This window comes from Streptomyces litmocidini, from assembly GCF_014649755.1.
GTDB classification, from domain to species: Bacteria; Actinomycetota; Actinomycetes; order Streptomycetales; family Streptomycetaceae; genus Streptomyces; species Streptomyces litmocidini.
This window is the reverse complement of record NZ_BMTQ01000029.1, coordinates 14,317-40,276: the sequence shown is the minus strand read 5'-3', so window position 1 is coordinate 40,276 and position 25,960 is coordinate 14,317. Positions and strand designations below refer to the sequence as shown.

Genomic DNA, 25,960 nt, shown 5'->3' with positions numbered 1-25,960 from the left:
ACGCCACCCGACGAGATCCGCCGGCACGTGACCGACCGGCTGCCCGAACACCTCGTCCCCACCCATCTCGTGATCCTCGACCGGCTGCCCCTGACCCCCAACGGCAAGGTCGACAAGCGGGCCCTGCCCGAGCCGGCCCCCGTCGCCTCCACCGGCCGTGCCCCGCGCACCCCGCTGGAGGAGACCCTGCTCGCCCTCTTCGCCCGCACCCTCGACACCACCGCCGACCTCACCGTCGACGACGACTTCTTCCACCACGGCGGCCATTCCCTCCTGGGTGCCCGTCTCACCAACCACATCGCCGGGGCCCTCGACGTCCGGCTCACCATCCGCGACGTCTTCCAGCACCCCACCCCGGCCCGGCTCGCCGAGCACATCGAATCCCTGAAGGCCGTGCCGGTGAGGAAGGCCCGCCCCGCCCTCCGGCGCCGCGCCGGGACCGAGGCGGTCACGACCGAGACCGCCGTCCGGACCACCCCCCGGACCACCACCGCGACAGAACGGATCAGCTGATGAACACCTTCCCGACCCCCGCCCCCGAGGACGTCGTCTGGGACCTGCCGGGCGACCTGCCGCACCGCCTGTCGCTGCTCGTGCTCCCGCACGCCGGAGGCAACGCGCACGCGTACAGCGCCTGGCGCGAGCACCTCCCGGCCGACGTGCGGCTGCTCGTCGGCCAGTACCCGGGGCGCGGCGCCCGCTTCAGCGAGGACCTGCCCGAGTCCGTCGACGACCTGGCGCTGCCCGTGGTCGACGCGCTCCCCGCGGACACCGGTGACCTGGTGGTGCTCGGGCACAGCATGGGCTCCCTGGTCGCCTTCGAGGTGACCCGTGCCCTGCAGGCCGTCGGCCGTGCCCCCCGGGGCCTGATCGCCTCCGCCTGCCGGGCGCCGGTGCTCCCCAACCAGTGCCCGGTGCACCCGGAGCGGCTGGACGACGACCAGCTGGTCGCGGCCATCAAGGAGCGCGGCGGCACCGACGACGGCATCCTCGACGACGAGGAGCTCCGCGAGATCGTCCTGCCGTCCATCCGCGCGGACTTCGCCATCGACGACGCCTACCGGTGCACCGCCCCGGCCGTACGGCTCGACTGCCCGGTCGCGGTGTTCGGCGGGGACGCCGACCCGATCGTCCCGGTCGACATGCTCGACGGCTGGTCCCTGGTGGCCGGCCACCCGGTGGTGCCCCAGGTGCTGGCCGGTGACCACTTCTACTTCCAGCAGGATCTGCCCGGCTTCTTCGCCCGCCTGAACCCGGTCCTGGAGACCCTGCACGCCTCCGCCCCCAGCAACGCCTGATTGCCCGTCAACCTTCCTTCGTCCCGAGGGATCACGAGGAGACCACCATGACCACGTACGCCCAGAGCCCGGCCACCGCCGGCATCACCGTCGTCCGGGAGTCCGGCAAGCCGGCCCTCGTCGAGACGCCCGCCTTCGACACCATGGCGGAGGCCGCCGCCTGGCTGTCGGACCGGCTCCCCGCCATCCAGGCCGAACTGCACCGCTCCGGCGCGGTCATGCTGCGCGGGCTGCCGGTGACGGACGCGGCGACGTTCGCCGAGGCGCGCGACGCGCTGATCGCCCAGCGCGCCGGATACAAGGAGAAGGCCACTCCCCGCACGGACTTCGGCGAAGGGGTGTTCTCCTCCACCGACCTGCCGGCCGCCCAGCCGATCCGCCTGCACAACGAGAACAGCTACACCCTGGACTTCCCCGGCGTGCTGCTCTTCGGCTGCGTCACCGCCCCCGAGACCGGCGGCGCGACCACCGTCGGCGACATGCGCCGGGCGCTCGCCCTGCTCCCGCAGGACCTGGTCGACCGGTTCGCCGAGGCCGGCTGGCTCCTCGTGCGCAACTACTCCGACCTGGCGGGCATGCCCTGGCGCAAGGCCTTCTCCTCGGAGGAGCCGGCGGGCGCCGAGGAGTACTGCGACGCCCACGCGATCGGCTACGAGTGGCTCGACGAGGACACCCTGCGCACCCGTCAGCGCCGCTCCGCGATCATCACCCACCCGGTGACCGGCGAACGGTCCTGGTTCAACCACTTCGCGTTCTGGAACGCCCGCAGCCTCGACGAGGACGTCCGCGAGGTCCTCACCGACACGTTCGGCGCCGACGGCCTGCCCTTCGACACCCGCCTGGGCGACGGCACCGCCCTCACCGACGCCGAGGTGGACGCGATCAACGACGTGTACCAGGCGGTCACGCTGCGGGAGAGCTGGCAGGCGGGTGACCTGATGCTCGTCGACAACATCCTCTGCGCGCACGGCCGGGAGTCGTACACCGGTGACCGGAAGATCCTCGTCGCCATGGGCGAGCCGGTACGGCTGTCCGACTGCTCCCCGACCACCGCCCCCTCCACCACCCTGTACGGAAGGTGAGCCCCGCCATGACCGCCGTCCTCCCCGAGCGCTCCACCGCCCCGGCCCCGGCCCTCTCCACGGTCCCGGCCATCGCCCCCTGCTCGTCGGGCGCCTGCGCCTGCGCCGCCTGCGCCGCCGCCGGTACCGGTGCCGCCGACCTCCTCGCCCGGCTCGCCACCGCCCCCGGCGGGCGCACCGCCGTCGTCGCCGGCGCCGACCGCCTCACCTTCGACGAGCTGCGCGCCGAGGCCTCCGCCACCGCCGCCCGGCTCGCCGCCCTCGGCATCGGCCCGGAGAGCGTCGTGGCGCTCTGCCTGCCCCGGGGCGCCGCCCTGGTGACCGCGATCATCGGCACGCTCACCGCCGGCGCCGCCTACCTGCCGGTCGACCCGGCGCTGCCCGCCGACCGCCGCCGCTACCTCGTCGAGGACTCCGGCGCCGACCTGGTGGTCGTGGACGGAGCGGACGGCTCCCCGGCACCCGGCACCCGCGCCGTGACGGTCGCCGAGCTGACGGCCGCCCCGGGCGGCCCGGCCCCGTCCCCGTACGCGCCGGTCGCCGTCACCGCGGGCACCCTGGCCTACGTCATCTACACCTCCGGTTCCACCGGCCTCCCGAAGGGCGTGGAGATCGGCCGCGGCGCCGCCTCCCTGCTGCTGAAGGAGCTGGAGGCGGTGGGCGCCGCCACCGGCGAGGGGGGCAGGGTCGGCTGGAACGCCTCCCCGTCGTTCGACGCCTCCGTCCAGCAGTGGACGCGGCTCTGCCGGGGCGACACCCTCGTCATGATCGACGAGGAGACCCGCCGCGACCCCTCCCTGCTCGCCGCCTTCGTCGACGAGCAGGCCCTCACCGACCTGGACATCACCCCCTCGCACGCCGACCCCCTCCTCGACCTGCTCACCGAGGACGGCGGCCCGCGCCCGCTGACCCTGCTCGTCGGCGGCGAGGCGATCAGCCCGGCGCTGTGGGACAGGCTCGTCGCCGCCCACCGCTCAGGACTGCTGCGCGCGCTCAACGTGTACGGGCCGACCGAGTGCACCGTCGACTCCACCGCCGGCTGGATCGACCGACCGGGGGAGCCGCACATCGGCGCCGTCCTGCCGGGGCTCCGGATGCGCCTGCTCGACGAGAAGCTCGCCCCCGTCGGGCCGGGGGAGTCCGGTGAGCTGTACCTCGCGGGCCCGCGCGTGGGCCGTGGCTACCGGCGCCGGCCCGGACTGACGGCGGAGCGGTTCGTCGCCGACCTCTCCGAGGACACCCCCGGCGGACGCATGTACCGCACCGGCGACCGCTGCCGGCTGCTGCCCGACGGCCGGCTCGTCTACCTCGGCCGCGCCGACGGCCAGGTCAAGCTGCGCGGACACCGCATCGAACTCCCGGAGATCGAGGCCGCCCTCACCCGGATCGACGGCGTCGCCGAGGCGGCCGTGATCCTCGGCGAGGACGCCGGCGGCACCGCCTGCCTGATCGCCCACCACCGCGGTGGAGACGCCGCCGTCCTGCGCGCCGCGCTCGCGGACGGCCTGCCCTCCTACATGGTGCCGAGCGCGTTCGTCGCGGTGGACCGCTTCGCCACGACGCCCAGCGGCAAGCTCGACCGGTCCGCCCTGCCCACCCGCCTCGAAGCCCCGGCCCGCTCCGCGGCCCCGGCGGAGACGGAGCCCGGGGCCACCGGAGTCGAGGGCCTGAAGGGCCGGGCCGAAGAGCTGATCGCCCGCGTGTGGACGCAGGTCCTCGGCACCGCGTCGATCGGCCCGGACGACAACTTCTTCAAGCTCGGCGGTCACTCCCTGCTCGCCATCAAGCTGGTCTCCCGGGTGCGGGTCGAACTGTCCGTGGCGCTCCCGGTGAAGGCCGTGTACGCCCACCCGCGGCTGCGCGACCTCGCCGCCCACATCGAGGAGCTGCTGGCCGCCCGGGATGCCTGACCGCGGTCGACGCCGACGCGCCACCCCATGCCGGCACCGCCGCCCCCGCCGCCGGCCCACCCGCCCGCCCCCGCCACTCACGAGGAGCAGCCACCGTGATCCCCCTGTCCTACGCCCAGCGCCGCCTGTGGTTCCTGAACCGGCTGGAGGGTCCCTCTTCGGCCCACAACGCACCGGTGGTGCTCCGGCTGGGATCGATGCCCGACCCGGACGCGCTCCGGGCGGCCGTACGGGACGTGGTGGAGCGTCACGAGGTGCTCCGGACCGTGTACCCGGCCCTGGACGAGGAGCCGTACCAGGAGATCCTCGACGACGCCGACGTGCGCTTCGACGTGGAGGAGTGCGGCGCGGGCGAGGACGTCGCGGCCAGGACGACGGCGTTCGCCCGGCTCCCCGTGGACGTGACGCGCGAACTGCCGCTCCGGGCGAGGCTGTTCAAGGTCGACGACGGGACGGCCGTCCTAGTGCTCCTCGTGCACCACATCGCCACGGACGGCTGGTCGGTGGGCTGCCTGCTCGCCGACCTGGACACCGCCTACCGCGCCCGCGTCGAGGGCCGCGCCCCCGTCCGGGAGCCGCTTCCCGTCCAGTACGCGGACTACGCCCTGTGGCAGCGGGACATGCTCGGGGACCCCGAGGACCCCGACAGCACCGCGCACGAACAGCTCGCCCACTGGCGCAAGGCCCTGGACGGGATCCCGGCCGAGACGCGGCTGCCCGCCGACCGGCCCCGGCCCACGGAACCCAGCCACCGGGGAGCGGTGGTCTCGGCGGAGCTGGACGCCGGCGTCCACCGGGCCCTCGCCTCCCTCGCGCGCTCCCGGCGCGGCACGTTCTTCCTGGTGGCCCGGGCCGCGCTCGCCCTCGCCCTGCGGGCGGCGGGCGCGGGCGAGGACGTCGTCGTCGGCACCCCGGTGGCCGGCCGGCCCGAGGAGGACCTGCACGACCTCGTCGGGTTCTTCGTGAACACCCTCGCCCTGCGCACCGACCTCTCGGGAGACCCCGGCCTCGGCGCGCTCGTGGACCGCGTCCGCGAGACGGACCTGATCGCGTTCGCCCACGAGGACCTGCCCTTCGACCTCCTCGTCGAGGACCTCAACCCCGAACGCTCCCTCGGCCGCCACCCGTTCTTCCAGGTCATGCTGAGCGCGCAGGCCCGGCAGGGGGACGAGACCGTCCGGCTCGGGACCGTCCCCGCCGTCCTCGACGACGCGGACCTGGCCACCGCCAAGTTCGACCTGAGCTTCCACTGCCAGGAGACCCTCGACGCCCGGGGCGAGCCGGGCGGGGTGCTCCTCGGGCTGCAGTACGCGACGGACCTGTACGACGAGGACACCGCGCGGCTCCTGCTCGCCCTGTTCCGGCGCGCGCTGACGGCCTTCGCCGAAGGGTCGGACGACACCCCCCTCAGCCGGATCGAACTCCTCACGGACGACGAGCGGACCGCCCTCGACCGCCGGCACCGGGCCCTCTCCGAGGCGGCACGCACCCGCACCGTCCCCCGGCAGGAGGCGTCCGGGAGCGAGCGGGCCGGGTCCCGCTCCGTCGGGGACCCCCGCGAGGAGATCCTGAACGGCCTGTTCGCCGAGATCCTGGACCGGACCGACGTGCGCCCCGAGGACAACTTCTTCAAGCTCGGCGGGCACTCCCTGCTCGCCGGCAAGCTCACCAACCGCATCCGCGGCGCCCTCGGCCTCCAGGCCGCCATCCGGGACGTCTTCCTCGCCCCCACCCCCCGGCAGCTGCTCCGCCGCCTCGGAGCCCGCGGAGACGGGCCCCGCCGTCCGGCCCTGCGGCCGGTGCCGGACGGCCGGCGCCCCGACCCGGTCCCCCTGTCGTACGCCCAGCGCCGGCTGTGGTTCCTGGGCCGGCTGGAGGGCCCCTCCTCGGCGTACAACGCGCCCATGGTGCTCACCCTGGACGCCCGGCCCGAGACGACCGTCCTGGAGGCGGCCGTACGGGACGTGATGCGCCGTCACGAGGTGCTGCGGACGATCTGTCCGGTACGGGACGGAGAGCCGTACCAGCTGGTCCTGGACGCCCCGGACGTACGGGTCGAGGTCGAGGAGTGCGCCGCGCCGCGGGACGCGCAGGAGCGGGCGACCGACTTCGCCGGGATCCCGCTGGACGTGACCCGCGAACTCCCCCTGCGCGCCAAGCTGTTCACAGTCGCGGACGGTACGGCGGTCCTCGTCCTCTCGGTCCACCACATCGCCACGGACGGCTGGTCCGTGGGCGCCCTGCTCGCCGACCTGGACACCGCCTACCGCGCCCGCGCCGAGGGCCGCGCCCCCGACTGGGAGCCGCTGCCCGTCCAGTACGCCGACTACACCCTCTGGCAGCACGACCTCCTCGACGGCGAACACGGCGTACGAGAGGACCAGCTGGCGTACTGGCGCAAGGCCCTGGACGGGATCCCGGCCGAGACGCGGCTGCCCGCCGACCGGCCCCGGCCCACCGAGCCCAGCCGCCGGGGCGCGGTCGTGACGGCCGAGCTGGACGCCCTCGCCCACCGGGCGCTCGCCGGCGTCGCCCGCAACAGCCGGGTCACGTTCTTCATGGTCGTCCGCGCCGCCCTCGCCCTCGCCCTGCGGGCGGCGGGCGCGGGCGAGGACGTCGTCGTCGGCACGGCGGTGGCCGGCCGGCCCGAGCAGGACCTGCACGACCTCGTCGGGTTCTTCGTGAACACCCTCGCCCTGCGCACCGACCTGTCCGGGGACCCCACCCTCGCCGACCTCGTGCGGCGCGTCCGGGACGGGGACCTGGCGGCCTTCGCCCACGACGACCTGCCCTTCGACCTCCTGGTCGAGGACCTCAATCCCGAACGCTCCCTCGGCAGGCACCCCTTCTTCCAGGTGATGGTCAGCGCCCAGACCGCGCGGGACACGACCGTCCGCCTCGGCCCCCTCACCGGCGTGACGGACGGCGCCGACCTCGCCGGAGCCAAGTTCGACCTCGCCTTCCACTGCGTCGAGACGCACGACACCGACGGCGAACCCGGGGGAGTGCTCCTCGGACTGCACTACGCGACGGACCTGTACGACGAGGACACCGCGCGGCTCCTGCTCGCCCTGTTCCGGCGCGCGCTCACCGCCTTCGCCGAGCGGGCCGACGACACGCCGCTGAGCGAGGTCGACCTCCTCACCGTCGAGGAGCGCCGGGGTCTCGACCGCCGGCACGACGAACTCGCGCGCGCCCTCGCCCTCGCCGAGAACGGGCGCGCCACCTCCCGGGACGCCCGGGGGACGGGGGCACGTTCCGCCGCGGACCCCCGCGAGGAGATCCTCCGCGGCCTCTTCGCCGAGGTCCTGGACCGGGACGAGGTGCTGCCCGGCGACAACTTCTTCAAGCTCGGCGGGCACTCCCTGCTCGCCGGCAAGCTCACCAACCGCATCCGCGGCGCCCTCGGCCTCCGGGCCGCCATCCGGGACGTCTTCCTCGCCCCCACCCCCCGGCAGCTCCTCCACCGCCTCGGCACACAGGGCGACGGACCCGCCCGCCCCCCGCTGCGGCCCGTCCCCGACGCGCTGCGCCCCGCACGCCTCCCCCTGTCCGCCGCCCAGCTCCGCCTCTGGTTCCTGGACCGGCTCGAAGGCCCCGGCGCCACGTACAACATCCCCGTGGTGACCCGGCTGCACCGCCCCGTCGAGCCGGCCGTCCTCGCCGCCGCCCTGGCGGACGTCGCCGCCCGGCACGAGGTGCTGCGCACCGTGTACCGGACGGCGGACGGCGAGCCGTACCAGCAGGTGCTGACCGGTGTGACACCGGTGCTCCACGAGGTCGGGGCCGACGGGCCCGACGCCGTGCGCGCGGCCGTCGACGCCGCCGCCGGACACGTCTTCGACCTCGCCGCCGACATCCCCTTCCGGGCCACGTTGGTGACGGACGGCGGAGGCGGCCAGGTCATGGTGCTCCTCGTCCACCACATCGCCGGCGACGGCTGGTCGACCACCTGCCTCCTCGCCGACCTGGACACCGCCTACCGCGCCCGCGTCGAGGGCCGCGCCCCCGACTGGGAGCCGCTGCCCGTCCAGTACGCCGACTACACCCTCTGGCAGCACGACCTCCTCGACGGCGAACACGGCGTCGCAGAAGAGCAGTTGGCGCACTGGCGCGAAGCCCTCGACGGACTGCCGCCGCTCCTCGCCCTGCCCACCGACCGGCCGCGCCCCGCCGAGAGCGACGGAGCCGGCGCCCTCACCGCCTTCGAGGTCGGCGCCGCCACCCACCAAGCCCTGCTGCGCCGCGCCCGGGGCGGCGGCGCCACCCTCTTCATGGTCGTGCAGGCCGCCCTCGCCGCCCTCCTCACCCGGCACGGCGCGGGCACCGACATCGCGATCGGCACCACCGTCGCCGGCCGCGCGGACGACGCCCTGCACCCGCTCGTCGGCTTCTTCGTCAACACGCTGGTACTGCGCACCGACACCTCCGGCGACCCCGACTTCACCGAACTGGTGCGCCGGGTCCGCGAGACCGGACTCGCCGCCTACAGCCACCAGGACCTGCCCTTCGACCGCCTCGTCGAACACCTCAGCCCGCACCGCTCCGCCGCCCACGCCCCCCTCGTCCAGGTCATGCTGCAGGTGCACGCGGCGACCACCGGGGCCGGGAACCCGTCCGTCCTCGACGGCGAACCGGTCGCGTTCAGCGCGGCGGGCGCCAAGTCCGACCTCACCTTCGCGCTCACCGAACTCGTCGACGCGGACGGCCGGCCGGCCGGACTGCGGGGCGCCCTGGAATACGCCACCGCCCTCTACGACGCGGACACCGCCGCCCTGCTGGCCCGGCGCCTCACCGAGACCCTCGACGCGCTCGCCGCCGACCCCGGCACCGCGCTCTCCGACACGCCGTACGGCCCGCCGGCCCCCGCCGGCCCGGAGGTCGTCCTCGACGGGCGGGGACGACCCGCGCCCGTACGGGTGCCCGGCGAGGTCCACGAACGGACCCCCGGGGGCGGCCTGCGCGCCACCGGCCGCAAGGCCTACGCCCGGCCCGACGGGAGCCTGCGGCCGGTGGCCACCCTCACCGCCGGCGGCTACCCGGTGGAACCCGGCCACGTCGAGGACGTGCTCGGCCGCCACCCCCACGTGACCGGAGCGGCCGTCGCCGTCCGCGACGACCGGCCCTACGCCTACGTCACCCGCCTCCCCGGCGGCGCCGACGAGACGGCGCTGCGCCGCTGGGCCGCCGAGCGGCTGCCCGAGTACCTGGCCCCCGCCCGCGTCGTCGTCGTGCCCCGACTGCCCGCACCCGGCGCCCACGCCGACGTCCTCCCCGAGACCCCGGGCCCGGCGGCGGGCCCGGACGCCCGGGAGGAGCGCCTCCTCGGGATCTTCCGGGACGTCCTCGGCGGCCGTCCCCTCGGCCGGGACGACAACTTCTTCAAGTCGGGCGGGCACTCGCTGCTCGCGGTACGGCTCCTCAACCGGATCCGCGCCGAGTTCGGCCGGGACCTCACCCTGCGGGACGTCTTCCGCAACCCGACGGCGAGGGCCCTGGCCGGGCGCCTGGCCGACGCGGACACGCCCGTCGACCGGGCCCCGCACACCGCGACGGCCCGCGCGGCCGCCGCCCCGGCACTGCGCCGCCGCACGGCGGCGGGAGCACGCCGGTCCGACTGAGAACCCGCCGCGGGAGATGCCCGCGCCCACGGGACGGCGCCCCTCGCCGGCGCCGGAGGCTCCCGCGCCCGACCCCGCACCGGCCGGCACGGCGCACACCTGGTGCGGGGCCAGGCGCGTGAGGCGGAGGCGCCGCCCGCCCCCTGCTCCTCGAAGTCCGGTGCGCGGAACCGGTCGGGGCCGCAGCCCTGCGGGCACATGCCCGGCTCACGGCTCCGCGGACAGCCGTCGGGAACGCACCGCGGGGTGGGATCGTCGCCGCCCCGCGGGCAGTCGCACGGTCCGCAGGGCCCGGTGTCCGGTGAGCGTTCCGGCTCGGGCCCGTGGACCTTCGAGGGTCCGCGGACCTCCGGGCGGCCGGCGCGGGACCGCGCCCGGGGCCCCACCTCCTCGCGGACGGCCTGCCGCATCCGGTCGAGCGGGGCACCCCGGAGGATCCGCGCGGGCTCCTCCTCCAGGACGTCGCCGACCGGCCACTCCCGTGCCGTGACGCAGGTGTGCGCCGTACCGTCGGGACCCCCGCAGAGCCGTCCCCGCCGGCAACGCCCACCGGCCGGACGGGTGTCTCGCGGCACCGCACCGCGCGCCACGTCCCCCGGCGCGCGGTGCGGACACGCGCCGATCCGCCACCGGCAGCTCCCGGCGCGCGCCTTCTGCCGATCCGAGCTGCCGGGCCGACTGCCCAGGGAGGAGCCGCCGCGCGCCTAGCGTGGGAGCCACGGAGGCGAGAGGAACCGTTCGCCCCGGTCTCTCGGCCCCTTACCGGAGGAACTCAGCATGCCCCCCAGCAGAACGGAAGACCTGCTCGACGGCGGACCCTCTCCCGCCCCCGCGCCGCCCGTGCTCGACCTGATCGCCCACCAGTCGCGTACCCGCCCCGACGCCACCGCCCTGGTCCACGCCGACGCCCGCCTGACCTACGCCGAGCTCGCCGCCGCCGTGGCGGACCGGGCCCGGGTGCTCACCGCGCAGGGCGCGGGGCCGGGCCGGCTCGTCGCCCTCCACCGGCCCCGCGGCATCGACGCGATCGTCGGGCTCCTCGCCGTCCTCACCACCGGCGCCGCCTATCTGCCCCTCGACGTCCAGGCCCCCGACGCCCGCAACGAGGCGATCCTCAAGGACGCCTGCGGCGACCTGGCACCGGCGCCCGCGGACGTCGCCCGGCACGGCGAGCTCGTCCTCGGCGGCCCCGGCGCCGGAGAGGGCGCGGCCTACGTCATCTACACCTCCGGGTCCACCGGCACCCCCAACGGCGTGGTCGTCGCCCATGATTCGCTGGCCCACTTCATCGCCGGGGCGACCCCCGCGTACGGCATCGGCGCCGCCGACGCCGTCCTCCAGTTCAGCCCGCTCCACTTCGACGCCAGCGTCCAGGAGGTCTTCACGACCCTCGGCGCCGGCGGCACCCTCGTGCTGCGCACCGACGACATGCTGGACGTGAGCGAACTCCTCGCGGGCTGCGCCCGGCACGGGATCACCTACCTCGACCTGCCCGCCGCCTACTGGCACGAGCTCGTCCACGTCCTCACCACCGGCTCCGTCCGCCTCCCCGACCGCCTGCGCACCGTCATGATCTACGGCGAGGCCGCCCTGCCCGAGCGGGTCGCCCAGTGGCGCGCCCTGGTCGGGGACCGGATCCGTCTGCTCAACGGTTACGGGCCCACCGAGACCACCGTCGTGGCCACCGTCGCCGACCTCAGCCGGCACGACGCCGGGCCCGTTCCCATCGGCCGGCCGCTGCCCGGTGTCCGCGCCGCCGTCGTCGACGGCGAACTGTGGCTGCTCGGCGGCGGCCTGACCCGCGGCTACCTCCACCGGCCCGAGCTGAACGCCCGCCGCTTCACCGTGCTCGACGGCGAGCGCGCCTACCGCACCGGCGACCTCGTCACCATCGGCGAGGACCGGCAGATCCTGTACCACGGCCGTCTCGACGACGAGGTGAAGATCGGCGGTCAACGCATCGACCCCGCCGCCGTCGACTCCGTCCTCGCCGGGCACCCGAAGGTCCGGGAGGCCGCCGTCGTCGCCCAGCAGGACGGCGACGGCGTGAAGCGCCTCGTCGCGTTCGTGGTGACCGAGGGCGGCGTGGAGGCGGAGGAGCTGCGCGACCGGGTGCGCACGCGGATGCCGGCGGCCGCCGTGCCCGCCGTCTCGATCGTCGTCGCCCTGCCCCGCACCAGCTCCGGCAAGATCAACCGCAAGGCGCTGCGCACCGCCGACCCGCGCCTGCCCGTCGTCGACGAGGAACCCCTCCCCGTCGAGGACCGGGTCCCGCTCTCGCACGCCCAGCGCCGGCTGTGGCTGGTCGGCCAGCTCGACGGACCCTCCGCCGCGTACAACATGCCGATCGTCCTCCACCTGGAGACCGTCCCCGACCGGGCCGCGCTCGCCGCCGCCGTGGCCGACGTCGCCGAACGGCACGAGGTGCTGCGCACCGTCTTCCTCGTCCCCGAGGACGAGCCGTACCAGCACGTCCTCGCCCCCGCCGCCGTCCGGCTGCGCACCGTCGAGTGCCCGGCGGGGGAGCGCGCCGAGCGGGTCGCCCGGTTCGCGGCCGAGACCTTCGACCTGTCCCGCGAACTTCCCCTGCGCGTCGCCCTGTTCCTGCCGGACGACGGTTCCGGCGCCACCCTGGCCGTCCTGCTCCACCACGTCGCCGGCGACGGCTGGTCCCTCGAACCGCTGATGACCGACCTCGCCCACGCCTACGCCGCCCGCTCCGAGGGCCGCGCCCCCGAACGGGAGCCGCTGCCCGTCCAGTACGCCGACTACACGCTCTGGCAGAACGACCTCCTGGGCGACACCGCCGACCCCGACTCCGTCGTCGCCCGGGGCCTCGCCCACTGGCGCACGGCCCTGGACGGCCTGCCCGCCGCGACCGACCTGCCCCTCGACCGGCCCCGGCCCGCCGTCCGCGGCCACGACGGCGGCCTGGTCACCACCACCGTCGAAACGGACGTCCACGCCCGGCTCGTCCGCCTCGCCGAGGAGCACGACGCCAGCCTGCTCATGGTGCTGCAGTCCGCGCTCGCGCTCGCCCTGCGCGCCACCGGCGCCGGGGAGCGCACCGTCCTCGGCACCCCCGTCGCCGGACGCGACGACGAGGCCCTCGACGACCTGGTCGGCTTCTTCGTCAACACCCTGGTGCTGCCCACCGACACCACCGGCGACCCCGCCTTCACCGAACTCCTGCGCCGGGTCCGCGACACCGACCTCGCCGCCTTCGCCCACCAGCGGCTGCCCTTCGACCTCCTCGTGGAGCACCTCAACCCGCCCCGCAGGCCCGGCGTCCACCCCCTCTTCCAGGTGATGCTCACCCTGCGGACCACGGGCCCCGACGCCGGACCGTTCCGCCTCGGCGCGATCGCGGGCCGTTTCGCCGGCGAAGGACCGGCCACCACCAAGTTCGACCTCACGGCCGCCTTCGAGGAACTCCGCGACGCCGACGGCGCCCCCGCCGGACTGCGGCTCGGCCTGGAGTACGCGCGCGACGTCCTCGACGAGGACACCGCCCGCGTCCTGCTCGCCGCCCTGGAGCGCGCCCTGCGCGCCGCCGCCGAGCACCCCGGGGCCCCGGTCCAGGACACCCGCCTCGTCGACCCCGCCACCCGGCAGGCCCTGGACGAGCGGCGCGCCCGCACCGCCGAGACCACCGAGAAGGCGACGGCGCCCGTCGGCACGGAGCCTCCCGCGCCGCACACCGACACCCTGCGGGGACTCTTCGCCGAGGTCCTCGGCCTCGACAGGGTCGGCCCCCACGAGGGCTTCTTCACCATCGGCGGCCACTCCATGAGCGGCGTGCGCCTCGCCAACCGGATCCGCGCCCGCCTCGGCGTCGACGTCCAGGTCCGCGACCTGCTCCTCGCGCCCACCCCCGACGCCCTCGCCCGCCGCATCGCCGCCCGGTCCACCGCCCCGGAGACGACCGGCGCGCCCGACACCACGCGCCCCCGGCCCGTCCCGCGCGCCGACCGGCCCGAGCGCGTCCCCCTGTCGTACGCCCAGCGCAGGCTGTGGTTCCTCGACACCCTCGAAGGCCCCAGCGCCTCCTACAACATCCCCCTCGTCCTCCGGCCGGTCCGGCCCCTCGACGCCCGCGCGCTCGCCGAGGCCCTCACCGACCTCTCCGACCGGCACGAGGTGCTCCGCACCCGCTGCCGCAGCGTCGACGGCGAACCCCACCAGGAGATCCTGCCCGCCGTCCGGCCCCCTCTCGACCTGCGGTCCGTCCCCGCCGACCGGCTCCCGGACGCCGTCGCCGAAGCCGCGGGACACGTCTTCGACCTCGCCGAGGAGACGCCCCTGCGCGCCACCCTCGTCACCCCCGACGACGGCGGCGGACAGGTCCTGGTCCTGCTCGTCCACCACATCGCCGCCGACGGCTGGTCCACCGGCCCCCTCCTCGCCGACCTCACCACCGCCTACCGCGCCCGTGTCGAGGGCCAGGACCCCGCCTGGCGGCCGCTGCCCGTCCAGTACGCCGACTACACCCTCTGGCAGCGCGACCTCCTCGACGGCCCGGCCGCCGAGGAGCACCTCGCCTTCTGGGAGAAGACCCTCGCCGGCGCCCCCGCCGTGCTCGACCTCCCCTCCGCCCGCCCCCGGCCCGCCGAGGCCACCCACCGCGGCGGCCGCGCCCCCGTCACCGTCGACGCCGCCACCCACCAGGCCCTCGAAGCCGTCGCCCGGCGCGGCGGCGCCACCCTCCTCATGGTCCTCCAGGCCGCCCTGGCCGCCGTCCTCACCCGGCACGGCGCGGGCACCGACCTGCCGCTCGCCACCATGACCGCCGGACGCGACGACGAGACGCTCGGCGACCTGGTCGGCTTCTTCGTCAACACCCTGGTGCTGCGCACCGACACCTCCGGCGACCCCACCTTCGCCGAACTCCTCGACCGGGTCCGGCGGACCGACCTCGCCGCCTACGGGCACCAGGAGCTCCCCTTCGACCGGGTCGTCGAGCACCTCAACCCGGTCCGCACCACCGCCCACCACCCGCTGGCCCAGATCGTCGTCCAGCTCCACCACGACTACACGAGCGACGTCCCCGGCGCGGCCGCCGCCAAGAGCCTCTTCCAGGAGGGCGGACCGGCGCTCCTCGACACCGTCTCCACCAAGTTCGACCTGACCTTCGCCCTCGACGAGCGGCGGGACGCGGAAGGCCGGCCCGCCGGCCTGACCGGCGGCCTCGAATACGCCACGGACCTGTTCGACGCCCCCACCGCCGCGCTGCTCGCCGCCCACCTGGAGCGGACCCTGCGGGCCGCCGCGGCCGATCCCGGCGTACGGATCGGGGACGTCGACCTGTTCACCGCCGCCGACCGGTTCCTGCTGGTCGACGAGTACAACGACACCGCCACCGTGACCCCCGGCGCGCCGGAGACGGTCCACGGGCTGATCGGCCGCCGGGCCGCGCGCACCCCCGACGCGCCCGCGCTGATCACCGACGAGGAGACCGTCGGCTACGGGGCGCTCGACGCCCGTGCCGACGCGCTGGCCGCCCGCCTCCGGACCGCCGGCGTGCGCCGCGGCGACACCGTCGGCGTCCTCCTGGAGCGGGGCGTGTCCCTGGTGGTGACGGCCCTCGCGGTCCTCAAGTGCGGCGCCGCCTACCTCCCGCTGGACCCGCGCCTCCCCGAGGCCAGGATCCGGTTGATGCTGGAGGACGCCGGGGCACGCGTGGTGGCGACCGAACCGGACCACGCCGAGGGCGCCGGGAGAGCCGTCCCGACGGTGCTGCCGGTGGACCCGCCCGGCGCCGTGGGGGAGTCGCCCGGCGAGGACTCCCGCGCCACCGGGGACGACCTGATGTACGTGATGTTCACGTCCGGGTCGACGGGCCGGCCGAAGGGCGTCGGCGTCACCCACCGCAACGTCGTGGAACTCGCCGGGGACCGCGACGTCCGTGCCGGGGGAGCGCCCCGGATGCTCGTCCACTCGGCGACCGGCTTCGACGCCTCCGTCTTCGAGATCTGGGTGCCGCTCCTGAACGGCGGCAGCCTCGTCCTCACCCGCGGCGACGGCACGGACCTGGCCGAGACCGCCCGCGCCGTCCGCGAACACGGCGTCACCGCCGCCTACTTCACCGTCGGCCTCTTCCACGTCATGGCCGACGAGGGCCTGGACACCCTCCGGCTGCTGCGCGAGGTGTGGACCGGCGGCGACGTCGCCGGCCCGGCCGCCGTCCAACGGGTCCTCACCCACTGCCCGGACACCGTCCTCGTCCACTCCTACGGCCCCACCGAGACCACCTTCGCCTCCCACAACCAGTGGTTCGGCACCGGCGAACGCACCCTGCGGGGCGCCGGACTCCACCTCGGGCGGCCGATGGACAACACCCGCAGCCACGTCCTCGACGACGCCCTGCGCCCCGTCCCCCCGGGCGTCCCCGGCGAGCTGTACATCGCCGGCGCACACGTGGCCCGCGGCTACGTCGGCCGGGCCGGACTGACCGCCGAACGGTTCGTCCCCGACCCGTTCGAGGGCGACGGCAGCCGCATGTACCGCACGGGCGACCGCGTGCTGTGGACCCCCGCGGGCGAACTCCGGTTCCTCGGCAGGGCCGACGGCCAGATCAAGCTGCGCGGCGTGCGGATCGAACCCGGAGAGGTCGAGCGGGCCCTCGCCGCGCACCCCTCGGTCGGCCAAGCCCTCGTCGTGGTCCGCGAGGACCGGCCCGGGGAGAAGAGCCTCGTCGGCTACGTCGTCCCCCGCGCGGACACGGCGGTCACCGAGGCCGAACTGCTCGCCGGGGCGCGCGCCGCGCTCCCCGAGCACCTCGTGCCGTCCGCCGTCGTCGTCCTCGACGCCCTGCCGCTGACCGTCAACGGCAAACCCGACCGCACGGCGCTCCCCGCCCCGTGCCGTCCCGCCGCCGAGGGCGGCCGGCAGCCCCGCAACGCCCGCGAGGAGGTGCTGTGCGCGCTCTTCGCCGAGATCCTCGACGTGCCCCGGGTCGGCATCGACGACAACTTCTTCGCCCTGGGCGGCCACTCGCTGCTCGGCGTCCGCCTGGTCAACCGGATCCGCGGCGTCCTCGGCATCGAACGCACCGTCCGCGACCTGTTCCGCCTGCCCACCCCCGCCGGGCTCCTCGGCCTGCCGGAGGACGACGGAGACGGCACGGCCGCGGCCCTGGGCGTCCTGCTCCCGCTCAGCACCCGCGGCACCCGCCGCCCGCTGTTCTGCGTCCACCCCGGCACCGGCGTCGGCTGGGCCTACGCCGGTCTCGCCCGCCACCTCGGAAACGACCAGCCCCTGTACGCGCTGCAGGCCCGCGCGCTGAGCGAGCCCGACCACCGGCCGCGCGGCGTCGGGGCGATGGCCGACGACTACCTGGAGCAGATCCGGCGGATCCAGCCCTGGGGCCCGTACCGGCTGCTCGGCTGGTCGTACGGCGGCCTCGTCGCCCACGCCATGGCCGTACGGCTCCGCGAGGCGGGCGAGCGGGTCGAACTGCTCGCGCTGATGGACGTCCACCAGACCGGTCCCGGAAGCGTCTCCGTGCTCCCGCCCGAGGAGCGGGCGGCGACGGCCCGGCCCGCGGACGCCGGGGACCCCGCCGCGGAGTTGGAGGAGATCCGCCGCGAGGACCCGGTCCTCGCCGGGTTCTCCGACGCGGAACTCCGGGCGGTGCTCCGCGCCTCCGAGACGCACGCCGCCCTCATGGCGCGCCACGTGCCGGGCGTCGCCGACGCCGACACGCTGTTCTTCACCGCCCGCCGGCCGGGGGAGCCCGAAGGCGCCCTCGCCGCCACCTGGATTCCCTTCACCGAGGGCGTCATAGACAATCACACCCTCGAATGCGGCCACCTTCAGATGGCCGAACCGGAACCTCTCGAAACAATCGGAAGAATAGTCGCGGAGAAACTCTCCGCGCTTCAGAAGGAAGAAACGAGGAGCCAGTCATGAGCGAGTCCGTCAACCCGTTCGACAACGCCGAGGGCACCTTCCACGTCGTCGTGAACGACGAGGGCCAGCACTCCCTGTGGCCCGCCTTCGCGGACGTCCCGGCGGGCTGGACCAGCGTCTGGGGCGCCGGTGGCCGCGCCGAGGCCCTGGAGTACATCACCGCCCACTGGACCGACATCCGCCCCCGGAGCCTCGTCGCCCAGTACGCCTGACCCGCCCCCCCCGGCCGGAGCGCCGTGTCCCGCAGTCGATGCGGGGCACGGCGCTTCTTCCGTTCCCGCCGGCCGGGAAAGGAGGACTCCGGCAGGAAAGGAGGACTCCGGCAGGAAAGGCGGACTCCGACAGGAAAAGGGGCGGGAATTGTCGAGCGAAAGTGCCGGTCCTTGCTGCCGGTCTTACTTCCCCTTCCGGAATCCCCGGAAAACTATCCTCGACCCATGAAGATACTCCTGAGCGGAACCGCATCGGATTCCCACACATGGAATCTCGTGTACCTCCGTCTCTTCCTCGAGGAACAGGGCCACGAGGTCATCGGACTCGGTCCCTGCGCCCCCGCCGAGCTGCTGGTCGCCGGCTGTCTGCGGCACGCGCCCGACGCGGTGGTGCTCAGCAGCGTCAACGGACACGGCTACCGCGACGGACTCGCCGCCGTCCGCCGGCTGCGCGAGGTGCCCGCCCTGGCCGGCCTCCCCGTGGTGCTCGGGGGAAAGCTCGGCGTCGCCGGACACCGCCAGGAGGCCGACGTGGCACGGCTCACCGAGGCCGGCTGCGACGCCGTGCTCGGGGAGGACCTCGACGCCCTGCGCGCGTTCCTCGCCGCACGCGCCCGCAAGGAGGTGCCGGCTTGACCGCCCCCGCCGCCCTCCCCGGCTTCGGCGGCTTCGTCGCGGCGTCCATGACCGCCGGCCGGCTCGTCGTCCAGCCCCGCATGGGCTTCGGCGACCCCGGCCGCATGCGCGCCGGACTCGCCCGGACCCGGGCCGCCACCGCCCACACCGCGGGCACCCTGACCGTCGACAGCTACACCCGCGTCGGCGACCTCGCCGCCGCCCGCGCCGCCGTGGCCGAAGGAAGCCGCCTCAACGGCTACCCGATCGCCGCGCACCCCCCGGCCACCACCCGGGCCGTCCTCGACGGGCTGTTCGACGCCGACTTCCCCGTACAGGTCCGGCACGGCTCCGCCCGCCCCCTGGCCATCGTCCGGGCGCTCACCGCCGCCGGCCTCGACGCCACCGAGGGCGGCCCCGTCTCCTACTGCCTGCCCTACGGCCGCACCCCCCTGCGGGAGTCCGTCACCGCCTGGGCCCGCGCCTGCGAACTCCTCGCCACCACGGCGCGGCCCGGCGCCGTGCCCCACCTGGAGAGCTTCGGCGGCTGCCTCCTCGGCCAGCTCTGCCCCCCGGGCCTGCTGGTGGCCGTGAGCGTCCTGGAATGCCTGTTCTTCGCCCGGTTCGGCCTCCGCAGCGTCTCCCTCAGCTACGCCCAGCAGACCGACCCGGCGCAGGACGAGGAGGCCCTGCGCGCCCTCCACCGGCTCGCCGCCGAGTTCCTGCCCGACGACGTCGACCGCCACGTCGTCCTCTACACCTACATGGGCGTCTACCCCCGCACCGCACAGGGCGCCACCCGCCTCCTGGAGGCCTCCGCCCGGCTCGCCGTGCGCTCCGGCGCAGGCCGCCTCATCGTCAAGACCACCGCGGAGGCCCACCGCATCCCGACCGTCGAGGAGAACGTCCGCGCACTGGAGACCGCCGCCGCGGCCGCCGCGCTCGCCGGACCCCCGCCGCCCGACCCCACGGACGAGGGGGACGGCGAGGTGTACCGGGAGGCCCGCACCCTGATCGAGACCGTCCTCGGCCTCCACCCCGACCTGTCCAGGGCCCTGCCGGCCGCCTTCGCGCGGGGGCTGCTCGACGTTCCGTTCTGCCTCCACCCCGACAACGCCGGCCGCTCCGCGGGATTCGTCGACCCCCGGGGACGGCTCCGCTGGGCCCGGACCGGTGCCATGCCGATCCGCCCGGACACGGCCGCCGACGCCGCCCCGCCCACCTCGGCCGGTCTGCTCGCCGCCCTCCACCACGTCGCCGACCGCTACGACAGCCCCCGGCACCGCGACGGCGGCGACCACGACCGTCCGCAGGCCACCCCGCTCACCGTCTGACCACCCGTCACCAGCACGACAGGAGCCCCGCCATGGACCAGCCCCCCTCCGCCGGCGCACCGGCGACCCCGCCCCCGCTCGGCGAACACCTCCGCTCGCCCCGGCTGCGCGCCGCCATGCTCGTCCAGCAGGAGGCCCTCCACGCCGCCCGCGCGTTCCTGCGCGGCGAGGGCTTCACCGAGCTGCTGCCCCCGCTCGTCGGGCCCGTCACCGACCCCGGCGGGCGCGGCGCCAAGGCCCTCGACGTCGACTACTACGGCCACCCGTACAAGTTGATGACCAGCGCCATCCTCTACAAGCAGGCGTCCCTGCGCGGCTTCCCCCGGCTCTTCTACGTCGCCCCCAACGTGCGCGTCGAGCCCGAGGAGACCGCCGGCACCGGCCGTCACCTCGTCGAGTTCCACCAGATCGACGTGGAGATCGCCGACGGGACCCGCGAGGACGTCCAGGAGATCGCGGCCGGCCTCCTCACCCACGTCACCGAGCACGTGTGGACCGCCGTCCCCGAGATCCTCGGCGGACTCGGCCGGATCGAGGGGGACTTCGCCGACGTCCGTGCCGGCAAGTACGACGTCCGCACCCACGACGAGGCCGTGGCCCACCTCCTCGCCGCCGGCCACCCGCAGAACCCCGACGGCGAGATCGACTGGGCCGGCGAACGGCTCCTCTCCCTGGAGAGCGACCGCCCCTTCTTCGTCAACGACTACCCCAAGGGCTCCCGCGGCTTCTACGACCGCGAGGACCCCGAACGCCCGGGCGTCCTCCGCAACTTCGACCTGATCGCCCCGCACGGGTACGGCGAGCTCGTCTCCGGCAGCGAGCGGGAGGCCGACTACGCCACCATCGTCACCCGCATGCGCGAGAGCGGGGAGAACCCCGCCAAGTACGCCTGGTACCTCAAGGAGGCCCGGGACGGCATGCCGGCCAGCGCCGGATTCGGCATGGGCCTGCAGCGCCTGGTCCGCTTCCTCACCGGCCTCGACGCCCTGTGGCAGGTCAGCGCCTACCCGAAGCTCCCCGGGGTGGTGGCCCCGTGACCGCCCTCGGCGCCCCCGGCCTCCCCGAGCGGGAGATCCGCGCCCGCGCCCGCAACGGCACCGCCGAGGTCTTCCCCGACCCCGCCACGTACGGCACGCGACTGTACGGACCGGGTCCGACGGCCGTCGTCGACGACCTCGACCGGGCACGCATCGTCCCGCCCGTCTTCATGCCGCAGCGCCTGGAGAAGCTCATCGACCTCGCCCGCGAGCCGGAGTTCACCGACGTCGACCTCGGCTCCCGCACCGGCGGCTTCACCACCCGACTGCCCCTCTACCTGTCCGCCTTCGGCTCCACCCGCGCCGGCAGCGGCGACCTCGCCGTCCACGCGAGCCGGCAGGCCGCCCGCCTCGGCATCCCCATGGTCATCGGCGAGAACATGATTCCCGTGCACGGCTACCGCCGCGCCGGCGACGCCACCCGCTCGGCCCTCCTCGCCCGCGTCGAGGCCTACCTCGACGCCGCACCCGACGGCGTCGGCGGCGTCGTCGTCCAGCAGTCCACCGAGGACGCCGACTCCGAGGTCTGGAACCTCCTCTACAGCGACCCCGCCTTCCGTCCCCTCCTGGAGTCCGGCCGGCTCGCCTTCGAGCTGAAGACGGGCCAGGGCGCCAAACCCGGCCTCGGCGGCATGACCGTCGTCGACCGCGCCGAGGCCGAGCTGCTCGCCCGCCGCTTCACCGTCAGCGACGTCCTCGACCCCGCCGGCGAGCGCCGGCTGCGCTGCGCCACCCCGGGCACCTTCACCGACGAGATCCTCCGCCAGCAGCTGCGCTTCATGCGGAACAACTTCCCCAAGGCCCGCACCTGGGTGAAGTTCCACCCGGGCCGCGACATCGCCCACGCCGCCCGTACCGCCTGGTCCGCCGGAGCGGACGCCGTCACCGTCGACGGCGCCGAAGGCGGCACCGGCTGGGCCCCGGGCGTCTTCCTCGACCACGTCGGCCTGCCCCTCGCCGAATGCCTGCGCCGCATCGGCCGCCCCGACGGCTGCCTGCTCGCCACCGGCGGCATGTGGGAAGGCGGCCGCGCCGTGCGCGCCCTCGCCCTCGGAGCCACCGCCGTCGGCCTCGGCCGCGCGGCCCTCGTGGCCGTGGACGAGGACCCCGAACACGGACTGGAGCGCCTCGTCGACAGCATCGCCCTCGAACTGAGGCTGCTGGTCAGCGCCCTCGGCAAGTACACCGTCGCCGCCCTGGGCCCCGAGGACCTGTGGTGGCCCGACGGCCGGCCGTCGCACGCCGACCGCACCGCCGACGCACCGCCCCGGGCCGTCGCCGACCCGGCGGGGGCGACACCGTGACCGCGCACCGGCGGCGCGCCGGGAACCGCGCCGTCCACGCCTGCTTCTCCGTCCGGGAGGCCCCGGGCATCACCGTGGCGGTCTCGTACGAGGGGACCACCCGCGCAGCGGCCGACGCGGCCGCGTACGGGTCCGCCGGTGAGACCGCCTACGGGGCCGGACTGGCCGTCGCCGCCCGGCACGTCGCCCAACGCGCCCTCGCCGAGGCGGGCCGCGGCTACCTCGGCGGACGCGTCGAGCTGCGCACGCCCCGACGCCCCGCCCGTGTCACCTCCCGGCCCGGCGCCCTCGGCACGCGGCGGCGGCGCGCCGTGCGCCGGGCCGCCGACCGTGCCGTGGCCCTCGCCGTCGCCGCCGGCCTCAGGGGCGACGCGGCCGACGTCAGGGTCCGTGTCCGCCCGCCCCTCTGACGGCGGCCGTCCGTCCTCCGATCACGGCCGCCCTCCGACCGCTTCCACAGCCGTCCGCTCCGTCCCCGCAGGCCCTCCGTCCACCCTCGCCCCAGGTCCCGCCCCAGCCCCACGCCCCGGCCCCCCGTCCCTCGACCACAGAAAGCCGACCCCATGGGAACGACCCCCACGACCAGCGCACCGACGGGCCGAGAGCCCGCCGTCGACTGGCGTCGCGTCAGCAGCCTCGTCATCGGCCAGGCCGCCGTCCAGGCGGGCAGCTTCGCCCTCCTGATCGCCATGAGCTGGACGGCGGTCCAGCTCGGCGGCCGTGAGGCCGTCACGTACGTCACCCTCGCCGCCACCCTGCCGCGCGCCCTGCTGCTCCTCTTCGGCGGAGCGCTCGCCGACGCGCTCGGACCCCGCGCCGTCCTGCTGCGCGCGACCGGCGTGCGCGTCCTCGTCCTCGCGGCGGGAGTGGCGGTGACCGCCACCACCAAGACCCTGTGGCCGCTGATCGCCGTCGCCCTCGTCGACGGCGTCCTGCTCGGCCTCACGGGCCCCGCCTCCGGGGTCCTGCTGCCCCGCCTCGCCCCGCAGGACCAGCTCGGCCGGGCCAACTCCCTCTTCTCCATGGTGCTGCGGCTCGCCCCCATCGCCGGCTCGCCCCTCGGCGCCTGGCTGGTCGTCGTCGGAGGCCTGCCCGTGGCCATGACGGCCGCGGCCGCCGGCTGCGCCGTCTGGCTGGCCTGTGCCGCCCACGTCACCCACGGCATGACCCGGCCCGAGCGCACCCCCCAGGGCCCCTCCCTGCTGCGCCGCTCCGGCGACGGCTTCCGCCTCCTCGCCGCCCACCCGCGCCTGCGCTGGATGTTCGTCGCCTGCTTCTGCATGGACCTGGCCTTCCTGTGGCCGGCCGAGGTCGCCCTGCCCCTGCGGGCCGCCGACGAGGGCTGGGGGGTCGGCGCCGTCGCCATGGTCCTGTCCGTCTTCGGTGCCGGCGCGCTGGCGTCCGCCGCCCTGGGCGCGGCGCTCGCCCACCGCATTCCGGCGCACACCAAGCTCGTGGTGACCGGCGTCGGCCTCGCGGCCGGGATGGCCGCCATGGCCCTCGTCCCGTCGCCCCTCGTCCTGGCCGGCACGGCCGGAGCCGTCGGCCTGCTCTCCGGGCTCAACGGCCCGGCCCTGGTCACCGCCTACCAACAGGCCGTCCCCGAGGGCCGGATGGGCGCCGCGATGTCCACCTTCGCGCTCTCCGGCATCGGCGCGGCCCCCCTGTCCCTGGCCGTGTTCAGCCCCGTCTCGCTCTCCCTCGGGGTGACCGGGACCTGGCTGCTGTGCGCGGGCCTCGCCCTCCTCTCCCCGATCGCCGCGGCCGTCGCCCTGCGCGGCGGTACGGCCACCGCCGCGCCGCGCGTCGACGCCCGTGCCCGTACCGCACCGGAGCCCACCGCCACTTCCGTGTGAGGCAGACATGATCCCGCTGGTTTCCCCACCCCCGCCGGCAGCTCCACCGGCCGGCCCGCTCCTCCCGACCGCGCTCCCGCCCCTGACCACGGCCCTGCCACGGCTGCCCGCCCTCCGCCCGGTCCGGCCGCAGCTGTGGCTGGTGGCCACCGAGGCCCACCAGGACGCCGTCACCCGCTACGCCCCCCTCGTCCTGGACGCCGGCGAACTGGCCCGCGCCGAGGAGTTCCGCCGCTCCGGCGACCGCGCCACCTACCTGTGCGCACACGTGGGGCTGCGCCGCCTGCTCGGCGCCCACCTGGGCGTCGCGCCCCGCACCGTGTCGGTGGCCCGGGCGCCGTGCCCCTGCTGCGGCGAACCGCACGGACGCCCCGTGCTGACCGACGGTCACCCGCACTTCTCGCTCTCCCACTGCGAGGGGCTGAGCCTGATCGCCGTCGCCTCCACACCCGTCGGCGTGGACGTCGAGCGGGTGCCGGCGGCGCACACCGTCGCGGAGGCCTCGGAGGTCCTCCACCCCGCGGAGGCGGCGGAACTCGCCGTCCTCGCCCCCGCCCACCGGCCCGCCGCGTTCGCCCGCGTCTGGACCAGGAAGGAGGCCTATCTGAAGGGACTCGGCATCGGCCTGGGCGCCGACCCGTCCGCCGAGTACGTGGGGGCGGGGCCGGTCCCGGCCGCACCGCCCGGCTGGTTCCTCGCCGACGTCACCGTCCCGGACGGCCACCACGCCGCCGTGGCCCTGCGCCGGTGACGGCCCCGCCCGCCGGCGGGCGGGGCCGTGTTCCTCAGGACGTCCCGTCGAGCAGGGGCAGGACCTCCCTGCGGTAGAAGTCGAAGAAGCCGCGCTGTTCCGGGCCGATCTGGCCGATGTGCAGCCGGTCGACGCCGACGTCCACGAAGCGGCGGAGGTGCCGGACGTGCTCCTCGGGGTCGGGGCCGCACGCCACCGCCGCCGCGACCGCCTCCTCGGTCACCAGCGCGGAGGCCTGCTCGAAGTGGGCGGGCGTCGGAAGGATCTGGTTCAGTTCGCCGGGCAGGTGCTCGGTCGGCCAGATCCGGTGGGCCGTCCGCACCGCCTCGGCGCGGGACTCCGCCCAGCACACCTTCGTCGCCGCGTACACCGGCCGGGCGGGGTCGCGGACCCGGAACCGGCCGATGAGGTCCGCGTCCGGGGCGGTGGTGACGAGGCCGTCGGCGATCTGCGAGGCGAGGTCGGCGGCCCGGGGGCCGAAGGCGGACACGTCGAGGGGCGGCGGGGTGTCGGGCAGGCTGTAGATCCGGGCGTTCTCGACGGTGTAGTACCTGCCCCGGTGGGTGACCGTCTCACCGGTGAAGAGCAGCCGGATGACCTCCACCGCCTCCTCCAGCATCTCCAGACGCACCCCGGCGGGGGGCCAGGGGTCGCCGAGGACGTGCTCGTTGAGCGCCTCCCCGCTGCCGAGGCCGAGGCGGAAGCGGCCCTCCAGCAGCAGCTGGGAGGTGGCCGCGGCCTGCGCGACCAGCGCGGGGTGGAGCCGTACGGTCGGACAGGTCACGGCCGTCTCGACGGGAAGCCGCACGGCCCGGGACAGGGCCCCGATCACGGACCACACGAAGGGGCTCTGGCCCTGCGCCTCGTTCCAGGGGTGGAAGTGGTCGGAGATCCACAGCGACCGGAAGCCCGCGTCCTGCGCCATCCGGGCCTGGGCGACGAGCTCGGCGGGCCCGAACTCCTCGCAGGACAGGAAGTACCCGAACTCGGTCATGACGCCTCCGGTGGCTGCGGGCGTTCACCTGTCTC

At 75.7% G+C, this 25,960-nt stretch carries 15 protein-coding genes; 14 read left to right on the top strand and 1 reads right to left on the bottom strand.

Annotated features, from left to right (window positions below; translation table 11 throughout):
- The 14 genes from IE180_RS34535 to IE180_RS34465 form a co-directional block, all read left to right on the top strand.
- Window positions 1-513: phosphopantetheine-binding protein (locus IE180_RS34535; protein ID WP_190160904.1), on the top strand; the 513-nt coding region annotated here is incomplete at its 5' end.
- The gene (locus IE180_RS34530) at window positions 513-1,298 is read left to right on the top strand and encodes a thioesterase II family protein (protein WP_190160903.1); all 786 of its coding nucleotides are present in this window, start codon (window positions 513-515) and stop codon (window positions 1,296-1,298) included. The genes IE180_RS34535 and IE180_RS34530, both read left to right, overlap by 1 nt.
- Window positions 1,299-1,345: 47 nt before the next feature.
- Entirely contained in the window at window positions 1,346-2,380 is a 1,035-nt protein-coding gene (locus tag IE180_RS34525) for a TauD/TfdA family dioxygenase (RefSeq protein WP_190160902.1), read from the top strand.
- 8 nt (window positions 2,381-2,388) lie between these two features.
- Window positions 2,389-4,290: a non-ribosomal peptide synthetase gene (locus IE180_RS34520; RefSeq protein ID WP_190160901.1), complete on the top strand. Its 1,902-nt coding sequence runs from the start codon at window positions 2,389-2,391 to the stop codon at window positions 4,288-4,290.
- Window positions 4,291-4,385: 95 nt separating this feature from the next.
- Entirely contained in the window at window positions 4,386-9,911 is a 5,526-nt protein-coding gene (locus IE180_RS34510) for a condensation domain-containing protein (protein ID WP_229861201.1), read from the top strand.
- Window positions 9,912-10,688: 777 nt separating this feature from the next.
- Window positions 10,689-17,822 carry a non-ribosomal peptide synthetase gene (locus tag IE180_RS34505; RefSeq protein WP_190160900.1) on the top strand — a complete coding sequence of 2,378 codons (7,134 nt, stop codon included), beginning with the start codon at window positions 10,689-10,691 and terminating at the stop codon, window positions 17,820-17,822.
- Entirely contained in the window at window positions 17,819-18,034 is a 216-nt protein-coding gene (locus IE180_RS34500) for an MbtH family protein (RefSeq protein ID WP_030691765.1), read from the top strand. Before IE180_RS34505 ends, IE180_RS34500 begins: the two co-directional genes overlap by 4 nt.
- A 225-nt stretch (window positions 18,035-18,259) precedes the next feature.
- On the top strand, window positions 18,260-18,670 hold the full coding sequence (locus tag IE180_RS34495) for a cobalamin B12-binding domain-containing protein (RefSeq protein WP_190160899.1): 411 nt from the start codon (window positions 18,260-18,262) through the stop codon (window positions 18,668-18,670).
- Window positions 18,667-19,983 (top strand): methylaspartate mutase, encoded by a 1,317-nt coding sequence (locus IE180_RS34490; RefSeq protein WP_373302856.1) that lies wholly within the window; start codon window positions 18,667-18,669, stop codon window positions 19,981-19,983. Before IE180_RS34495 ends, IE180_RS34490 begins: the two co-directional genes overlap by 4 nt.
- Window positions 19,984-20,015: 32 nt before the next feature.
- Complete coding sequence (locus IE180_RS34485) at window positions 20,016-21,020, top strand: asparagine synthetase A (protein WP_190160898.1); 1,005 nt, start codon at window positions 20,016-20,018, stop codon at window positions 21,018-21,020.
- Window positions 21,017-22,324, top strand: a complete 1,308-nt coding sequence (locus IE180_RS34480; protein WP_190160897.1) for a glutamate synthase-related protein — start codon at window positions 21,017-21,019, stop codon at window positions 22,322-22,324. The genes IE180_RS34485 and IE180_RS34480 overlap by 4 nt, the downstream gene beginning before the upstream one ends.
- The gene (locus IE180_RS34475; protein WP_190160896.1) at window positions 22,321-22,734 is read left to right on the top strand and encodes a hypothetical protein; all 414 of its coding nucleotides are present in this window, start codon (window positions 22,321-22,323) and stop codon (window positions 22,732-22,734) included. Before IE180_RS34480 ends, IE180_RS34475 begins: the two co-directional genes overlap by 4 nt.
- 153 nt (window positions 22,735-22,887) lie before the next feature.
- Window positions 22,888-24,180, top strand: a complete 1,293-nt coding sequence (locus tag IE180_RS34470) for an MFS transporter (RefSeq protein WP_190160895.1) — start codon at window positions 22,888-22,890, stop codon at window positions 24,178-24,180.
- Window positions 24,181-24,187: 7 nt separating this feature from the next.
- Window positions 24,188-24,931 carry a 4'-phosphopantetheinyl transferase family protein gene (locus IE180_RS34465; RefSeq protein WP_190160894.1) on the top strand — a complete coding sequence of 248 codons (744 nt, stop codon included), beginning with the start codon at window positions 24,188-24,190 and terminating at the stop codon, window positions 24,929-24,931.
- Between the two features lie 34 nt (window positions 24,932-24,965).
- Here IE180_RS34465 and IE180_RS34460 read toward each other — a convergent pair whose 3' ends face one another.
- Window positions 24,966-25,925 (bottom strand): TIGR03557 family F420-dependent LLM class oxidoreductase, encoded by a 960-nt coding sequence (locus IE180_RS34460; RefSeq protein WP_190160893.1) that lies wholly within the window; start codon window positions 25,923-25,925, stop codon window positions 24,966-24,968.
- Window positions 25,926-25,960 lie beyond the last annotated feature (35 nt).